The 7679-nt window shown below is 58.8% G+C and carries 6 protein-coding genes; all 6 read right to left on the reverse strand.

What is annotated here, in order from left to right:
* Nucleotides 1-6 precede the first annotated feature (6 nt).
* Nucleotides 7-888, reverse strand: coding sequence for a DUF58 domain-containing protein (locus tag WBG04_RS20215; RefSeq protein ID WP_424316535.1), 882 nt, complete (start codon nt 886-888; stop codon nt 7-9).
* Entirely contained in the window at nt 885-2396 is a 1512-nt protein-coding gene (locus WBG04_RS20220) for a hypothetical protein (RefSeq protein ID WP_424316536.1), read from the reverse strand. Before WBG04_RS20220 ends, WBG04_RS20215 begins: the two co-directional genes overlap by 4 nt.
* Nucleotides 2396-3412 (reverse strand): ABC transporter ATP-binding protein, encoded by a 1017-nt coding sequence (locus WBG04_RS20225; protein ID WP_424316537.1) that lies wholly within the window; start codon nt 3410-3412, stop codon nt 2396-2398. Before WBG04_RS20225 ends, WBG04_RS20220 begins: the two co-directional genes overlap by 1 nt.
* Before the next feature lie 2 nt (nt 3413-3414).
* Nucleotides 3415-5178 (reverse strand): hypothetical protein, encoded by a 1764-nt coding sequence (locus tag WBG04_RS20230; protein WP_424316538.1) that lies wholly within the window; start codon nt 5176-5178, stop codon nt 3415-3417.
* Between the two features lie 11 nt (nt 5179-5189).
* Nucleotides 5190-6206 (reverse strand): AAA family ATPase, encoded by a 1017-nt coding sequence (locus tag WBG04_RS20235; protein ID WP_424316539.1) that lies wholly within the window; start codon nt 6204-6206, stop codon nt 5190-5192.
* Between the two features lie 137 nt (nt 6207-6343).
* Nucleotides 6344-7342 carry a hypothetical protein gene (locus WBG04_RS20240; RefSeq protein WP_424316540.1) on the reverse strand — a complete coding sequence of 333 codons (999 nt, stop codon included), beginning with the start codon at nt 7340-7342 and terminating at the stop codon, nt 6344-6346.
* Between the last annotated feature and the right edge of the window lie 337 nt (nt 7343-7679).

A 7679-nucleotide genomic window follows, 5' to 3' on the forward strand; every position in this document is an offset into this window, starting at 1 on the left:
GGTTCGCTAATTGGCAACTTCGAGCGCTCGGGAAGGAAGCGCTTCAGCGAATAGAGAGGCTTCCAGGCTTTCCTCGCATGAGACGCGAGCGAAGGCGCTTTGGTGACGGGTGGCTGCGCTCTTCCAGAGGGCGAAGTGGTTGACGTAGGCTTCCTTGTAATGCCGGAGCGTCGAGGCTTCGATCCGATGCTGGTGGCGGCTGCCACGTTCGGCCTCGACGAATTCGTAGTTTCCTGCCCAATCGGGTGAGGACTCGGACTTCAAAAAGGGAACGAGCAGGATGGGTGCTCCATGGCGTGCTGCCAGAAGCCGCAGCGCCGGCGTTGGATCCCCCGAGAAAAGGAGGTCTGAGACGAACACACGAATGGCATTCTGGCGGAACTGGATCCTCGAAAGATCCGGAGCTATCGCCGGGTCGGCAGCCGGCATGGCCCGCACATCGTCGAGCCAGCGATGCATCGAAACAATGTCGCTTGGCACGGGACGGACGGCATCGCCTCTCACGAAGTGAACGCTGGTGGCAGCACCCGAACGCATTGCGGATTCGACCGCAAAGTAGAACAACTCCGCGGTCCTCTTTGCTTTGACCGGATCGAAGAACATCGACTCCGAGGCATCCAGCACGACGTCGACCACCGGGCGAACCTCTTCGCGATACAGCTTCATGGTATAGGTTCCGGTGCGAGCGTAGGCCTGCCAATTGATGTGCCGTGGATCGTCACCCGGGACGTATGTCCGATGATCTTGGAAATCCATGGATGACCCGACACCGGCTCCGGCAAATTCGCCGGACTGACCTTTCCAAACCCTCGACCTCAGCGGCAATCTGAGACGGCCGGTAGCGGCGAGCGCGTGGGCATGGCACTGGGAGAGTTCAGTAAGGGTCACGGTTCGCTTGCTTGGGTTTGTTCCTCGCCGAGCGAGATGCTCTGACAGACATCCTCGACTTCACGCTGCTGTCTGAAGGCCTTCAACGAGAAGATCAGCAGCATCACCGAGTAAATGCTGCTTACGGCAATGCTGACAATCGCGACCGTCTTGTCATTGAATGAACTGATTTCCGAGAGAAACATGTTCACCATCGGCAGCCATGAGAAGAGCCAGAGGAAGCCACGGGAACTGCTCGGCATGGCTTGCGAGACCATCAGCATCAGGAAAGTAAGGATCAGGGAGCTGACAACAATGAGGAGATAGGCGGCAAAGCGGTTCTTTATCCGATCACCAGCAAAGCCAAGCAGTGCGGCGGGCATGATCAATGTTCCCAGCAAGCCAGCGATGAACGAGACCTCCTCCTCCCGAAATCTTGGCCCACCTGTTCCCGCAAGACAGAGGAACAGTCCAAGGCCTGATGCGAGAAGCGCGAAGATAAAACCGGAAGGCCACCCGGGATAAAGGAAGCGCCCCGCGATTTTGCCAGGTAGGCCTCGTTTCACGAAGGGATGACAGATCGGAGGGAGAGGGTGGAAGGGTTCGCTCAGGGCCATCACGATGGCCGGAATGCAGATGATGAGCGCGAGCGAAGCGGTGATCTCGGTATCCAAGTCGGCGAGCAAGGCAATCAAGATCGCGATCAGCAGGGCGGCAAAGGTAACGATCCGGCGAAGGGTGCTGTGGTTCTCGGCAGCCGGAGCAATCATCGAGGCTCCAAGACCGAGAATCGTCCAGCCCACGTAGAGGCCTGACAAAATCATGATCAGAAAGATCCAGCGGCTGTCCGCATCCTGCATGGAGCAGAGTTCGACGAGTTCTTGAAAGCCACGTCCAAAACTCATCACGATACTGGTGAAGATCAGAAAGACGCCCCCGACCAGCGGAAGAAGTCCGCGAATGATCATCGAAGGAACCGCCGAAAGACCTACGGTAATTGCCGTCGCTAGAGCAGATCCGAGGAAAATCAGGAGCAGAAGGATGAGCTCTCCGAAGAGATTCATGTCGCCGAACCAGTAACGTAGAATCAGGTAGGGAACGATGGCGGCCAAGAGCAGGGCGGATTGGCTGACGAGGGCGATCCACTTGCCGAGCACGATACGCCAGGCACTGAGCCGGGTGAGGACCATCAGCTCCATGGTGTTGCTTTTCAGCTCCGTGTGAAGGGATCCAATGCCCCTCATCGGTTGGATCACCAGCACGGCGATGGAAAAGAACATGAAGATGACCCCCGAAATACTATGCCCGGCGTCCTGGGGGGAGCTTGAGGCCCCCAGCGATGCCAGGAGGACGAATCCGAGCAGAACCTGAAGGGTCAGGAAGACGACTACAAAGGTCTTGGCCCGCAGGCCCTGCCTCAGCTCCTTGACCAGCATCGGAGATAGCCTGTCGGAGAAGTCGGCAAGCTTGTCGACCGCAAAGCTTTTCGGAGCGGGGACGTTGGGAACTGGAGTGACGGCTTCGGACATCAGTTCGGGATGCTGGGGGGGCTGAAGGTGGGTTCAGGAGGTGCTGCTTGCTCGGGTTGCGCCTCTTCACCACGGTCGATACGACCGAGCATGTCGATGAATGCGTCCTCGAGGTTTCGCTGTTCCTTGTGGAAGTCGACGATCTTCAAGCCGTCCTTGACCATTCGGGCGAGCGTTTCCGCGGCTTTCTCCGGAGAGGTGGTGTCGAGCCGGATCCGGCCGCCCTGCTTGCGCGACTCGAGGAACTCGACATGTGGATTGACCACGCACCAGTCGGAAACCGCCTGCGGGTCCCCGACCACCTGGACGTCGTAAAGCACCCCACCGGTGGCATCGGTTCCCTGTTTCAGTGATTCGGAATCGCCGTGGTGGACAATGCGGCCGTTGTTGACGAACAGCAGCGAGTCACACATTTCGCCGAGCTCGGAGAGGATGTGCGAGGAGATGAAAATGGTTTTTCCTTCCTGGGCGAGGACGCGAATCAGGTGCTTGAGCTCGACACGAGCCTTCGGGTCGAGGCCGGCCGCCGGTTCGTCCATGATCAAGACCTGGGGGTCATGGAGGAGTGATCGTCCGAGGCAGAGTCGCTGGGTCATGCCTTTCGAAAGCTTGTTCGAAAACCGATCGGCGAGAGGAATGAGGTCCGTGAATTCCATGACTTCCTGGACCCGTGTGCGGCGTTCCTTGCCATCGTAGCCGAAGGCGCGGGCGTAGAAGTCGAGGTATTCGAGCACCGTCATGTGCTCGTAGTTGCCAAAGTGGTCGGGCATCCAGCCGATGAGTCGGCGGACCTGTTCCGGGTGATGAACGACGTTGATTCCGCAAATTTCAGCGACGCCCATCGTCGGGTAGTCGAGCGATGCGAGGATCCTCATCGTGGTGGTCTTGCCGGCGCCATTCGCACCGACAAAGCCGCAGACGGAGCCGTGGGGAATCTCGAATGAGATCCCGTTGACGGCTTTCAGTTGCCCGAAGTAGCGGTAGAGATTGTGGACTCGGATGGCGGCGTCGGACATGGTTAGCGAAGGGTGGGTCCGGTGAGAATGGTATGGGTGTCGACCCACTTGATGGAATCGTAGGTCTCCACCGCAGGAGCTTCGGAAGCGATGGCCACGTAGTGATCGGCGCGACGGGAGGCTGAGTTGAGAACACGGCGATTGCGGTCACCGAGTTTTGCGGCTTGTGCACTGATGGCGGACTCGTAATCGGTCTGCGAAATGGGAGTGCAGGTGACGTTCGTTCCTGGCTTCAGATCGCGAGCGGTCCAGTAGCCCTTGCTACGATCCATGTAGTAGAGATCGTCAATCGGAAAATCGAATGTCGATAGCAGGATAGGTGGTCCTCCACCTTCCTTGATCTCGATCCGGCCACGGGTGGGGATGACGGCTCGTATCAGCTGTCCTTGCTCGGATCGGCTCTGGAACCAGTCGCCGGAGACGGCGAGTTTACCATCTCTGAAATTGGCGGTGTAGCGCATATCGCCGCCACCGCTCGACGGGGTCAGCCGTGCCCACGGGCTGTTGGCGATGGGCACGGGGGTGATGGCGGCGGACTCAGTGAGTTCGAAGGCGCTTCCGAGAAGGACGCCCGTTCGGCTCACTTGCTCTTGGACCACGTAGGCGTTGTTTTCACTCGAATCCGGGCGCACTTCGATGAGGGCAATCCTTTCACCACGACCACCGGTGCCATCCTTGAGCAGGATCAGGATGATCAGCAGGGCGCTGGTGCCGAGCGAGATGATGGGAGTCGTGATGAAAAGCCTGTGGCGCATGCCGGACTTGGCAAAAACGAACAGGTTGACCGGTCCGACCAGAATCCCGAAGCCGATCAGGACGACGATGAAGATCCCATAGGCGAATTTTTGTTGGCCGAAGCGGTCGTGGAGCGGCCAGGAACTGGAGAAGTCTTCACGGATACTTTTGTTCAACGGCCTGAGACCCGGCTTTTTGACGAAGCGTGCGACGACCGCCGGAGCATCGAGAGCGAGACCTGAGGGGATGGGTTCGAGGCGAATTGTTCCATATCCAAAAGCCGGACCATCGGTGTCGATCCCGAGTGAAGTGAACGAAGGAGGACGGCCTTCATGATAGATGGTCAACTCTCCACCGAGGCGGCACCATTTGAGGATCGCGTTCCTGGCACCGGCGCTGATTTTCCTCCAGTCGTCGTCCGTCATCAGGAAGGCGTCGTAGCCGCTGTAGGCGCGCCAGTCCTCGGGCATCATGGTTGGATCGAACTTGCCGGCAAAAGTTGGGCTGCCGTAGCGGGACCCCAGTTTGTTGAGCTCCGCATCAAGGATCGAAGCGTTCGGCGTATGAAGTGCCTCACTCATCATGACCGCTGAGGCGTCTTCCGCGTAGTTGGACTGAAGTCCTCCCTGGCCTCTTCCAAAGCTGCCGCTCAGGTTGACATTGGTCGAAGCCCCAACGCCGTAGCCGCTGCTATCGAGGGAGGTCGTGAGCGGGACCAAGAGGTCATGGGTCGAGCTGCTCTCGGCATCGCTCCTGATGGTGAACTCCGAAGTCGTTCGACCATCCTGTCGATAGGATCCGCTGGTGGAGGTGGTGTTGATTACGAGTTCTCCGTCGCTCGTGCGCTGATTGACCACCGTGACCCGGACGGGAAGATAGCCGGTTGGGGCGGCCATGGAAAACAGCGCGTCAACCTGAACCTCGGTTTTGTCCTTGGGGTGGGTCGCCGTGGGAACCTGGCGGAAAAGATTTTCCTGGGCGGTCAGGGTCAGCGTGCCGACTGCGGCGATCAGCAGGAGAAGTCGAAACATGGCGTACGGGGTCAGGCGTTGGTCGTCGAGGTCATCGTTTTCGGATTGCTGCCTGCCTGGAAGGGAACTTCTTCGAGGAGCGACCGCACCAGGTCGTTGTTGGTCAGGCCTTCCACCCGGGCGTTGTATTCGAGCACGATGCGATGGCGGAGGACGGCCGGCGCGACGAATCGAACGTCTTCGAAGGAGGCATTGGTTCTTTCGTTCATCAGGGCGCGTGCCTTCGCGGCGGAGGCAAGAGAAAGAGCTGCCCGTGGGCTTGCCCCGTAGCGGATACCGCGCGATGCGGCGGACTGTCCGGGGTGGGTTGCGTCGACGACGCGGGCGATGTAGTTGGCGACGACATCCGGGAGGTAGATCCGGCGGACGAGATTGAGAACTTCATCCAGTTGGCTGGCGTCCATGATCGCTTCGACCTCGGGTTCCGCTCCCAACTCGCGGTGGCTGACGATTCTTTGGAGGGTTTCCACGTTGTTCCTTGTGACCTCGAGTTTGAAGAGAAAGCGGTCGAGCTGGGCTTCGGGAAGGGGGTAGGTGCCTTCGAGTTCGATCGGGTTCTGAGTGGCGAGCACGAAGAAGGGACTGGGGAGGTCATGGCCTTCTCCGAGAACGGTGACCCGGCGTTCCTGCATGGCCTCGAGCAGCGCCGATTGGGTCTTGGGAGAGGCTCGGTTGATTTCATCCGCCAGGACGATGTTGGTGAACAGCGGACCCGGCTGGAAAACGAAGGAGCGTCTGCCGTCGACTTCCTGAAGCACCGGATTGCCGGTAATATCACCAGGCAGCAGGTCGGGCGTGAACTGCACCCGCTTCGTGCCGAGACGAAGCGTTTTTGAAAGACCTTTCACCAACTCCGTTTTCCCGAGGCCGGGAAGTCCTTCGAGGAGAATGTGTCCGCGGGCGAGAACCCCGGTGAGAACCAAATCAATGAGTTCCTCCTGACCGAAAAGGACCTGGTTCAAGGCGGCACTCAGCGAACGAACGTGTTTGCCCGCAGCGGCGATTTCAGTTTCAGAGGCAAATTCCATATCCTTTTCCTAACGAAGTATTAGGCAGGAGTATTGGAAGATGTCGTGAAGATGCGATGAAAAAGCCCGTTCGTTTATGGAATGGCGCGTTTCGGAGAATCCCACTGACGAGACTCTTGATTGACTGAAACGATGGCTCAGGCGGGCGGTTGCTCGGCAATGGGCATCGCCCGTCCCTGCTCGATGCAGGTGGCGAGCCAGTCGATCAGAGCAGCCGTTTCGGTGCTGTCGCGGCGCAGAGTGTCGAGCAGCGACCAGTCGATGTGTTGGCGGAACCGGGGTGCTGCAATGCGATTGAAGTCGATCCGCTCCATCAGCGCTTCAGTTTCCTTGGGATGGGCGTTCAGAATGTTGGCGGCACGGGGAAGGTCATCGAGCACTTCAATGCTCAGTCCATAGCTGATGACCCCCACTCCGAAGGTGGCGTTAAGGGCGCGGAGTCCGTCGGCGAGCGCTTCATCTTCGATGGGTGTCGCGTAGATGAGTTCACCACCCTGCGTCCACATCGAGGCGGAAAGGGCTTGGAAGAAGTCCTCGCGGAAGCTGTGCAGCGAGGACTGAATGCGGAGTCGGGCACCGCTGAGCCGGAAGGGGGGGAGGCCCATCCACTGCTTCATGGCCAGCAGCTTGGAGTCGAGCGACATGCCTTCGTCCGGGTCGTCGCCGGTCTGCCAATCGACCACGGCGACTTCAGGGTATTTCCAGAGGTTTCCAAGCGGGGATCCGGCGGAAAAGGCTTCGCGGAACTCGTAAGGGAAGCGTCCGTTGATTTCGTTGAAACGGCGAACGATCGCCCGGAATTTTTTGACGCGCTCGAGGGCGTGGTCAACGGCTCCGCTATCAGCATTGAGGTCTTCCAGGCGTCCTTGGCTCAGGGAAAGGAGCTCCTGGGCACCCGACAGAGCGGGCACTGGGGCGGTCCGGCGGTAGTAGCCCTGGCCTTTCTCCACCTTGGCAATCGGCGAGCCCGGATCGCAAGACATGATCGAGAAATGGTAGCGCAGGGAAGCGTCTGAGTAGTTTCCCGAGAGCTGCATCCGCACCAAACGAATGAGTTCGGTTCCCTTGATCGCCTCCGAGGGGTTGTTGGGGAGAAGGGACGGAAGGCTGTCCGATAGCTGCTTGCGGAGACTCATGTGGGTTCGGGAAAGGGGAACAAAAACGTTGGGGAGGATCAAATTCCGCTGCCCATTTTCCGGCAAGCCCCAATGCGCAAATTTTGGAAAAAGACGCCGATTGGGAATAACTTTTTGAATGACACAAGTCCCTTGCACGTCGGATGGCCGAGAAGGATACTCCGACGAATCATGAACAGACTTTTCATCTCTCTTAGTGTGCTACTGGCACTTTGGTTGCCCGCAGCCGCACAGAATGCCGAGCAGATCATGGAACGTGCTCGTATCGGGGCGACGCTACAGAGCACGGACTTGTACGGAAGCATTCGAAAAGATCGGACCAAGACGCCGGTAGCTC

This window comes from Haloferula sp., from assembly GCF_049672945.1.
Taxonomy (GTDB): domain Bacteria; phylum Verrucomicrobiota; class Verrucomicrobiia; order Verrucomicrobiales; family Akkermansiaceae; genus Haloferula.

What these genes read in the sequence shown, in the direction of transcription:
- WBG04_RS20235 (WP_424316539.1), bottom strand. Translation starts at nt 6,206, where the DNA reads ATGGAATTTGCCTCTGAAACTGAAATCGCCGCTGCGGGCAAACACGTT.
- WBG04_RS20225 (WP_424316537.1), bottom strand. Translation starts at nt 3,412, where the DNA reads ATGTCCGACGCCGCCATCCGAGTCCACAATCTCTACCGCTACTTCGGG.
- WBG04_RS20230 (WP_424316538.1), bottom strand. Translation starts at nt 5,178, where the DNA reads ATGTTTCGACTTCTCCTGCTGATCGCCGCAGTCGGCACGCTGACCCTG.
- WBG04_RS20220 (WP_424316536.1), bottom strand. Translation starts at nt 2,396, where the DNA reads ATGTCCGAAGCCGTCACTCCAGTTCCCAACGTCCCCGCTCCGAAAAGC.
- WBG04_RS20240 (WP_424316540.1), bottom strand. Translation starts at nt 7,342, where the DNA reads ATGAGTCTCCGCAAGCAGCTATCGGACAGCCTTCCGTCCCTTCTCCCC.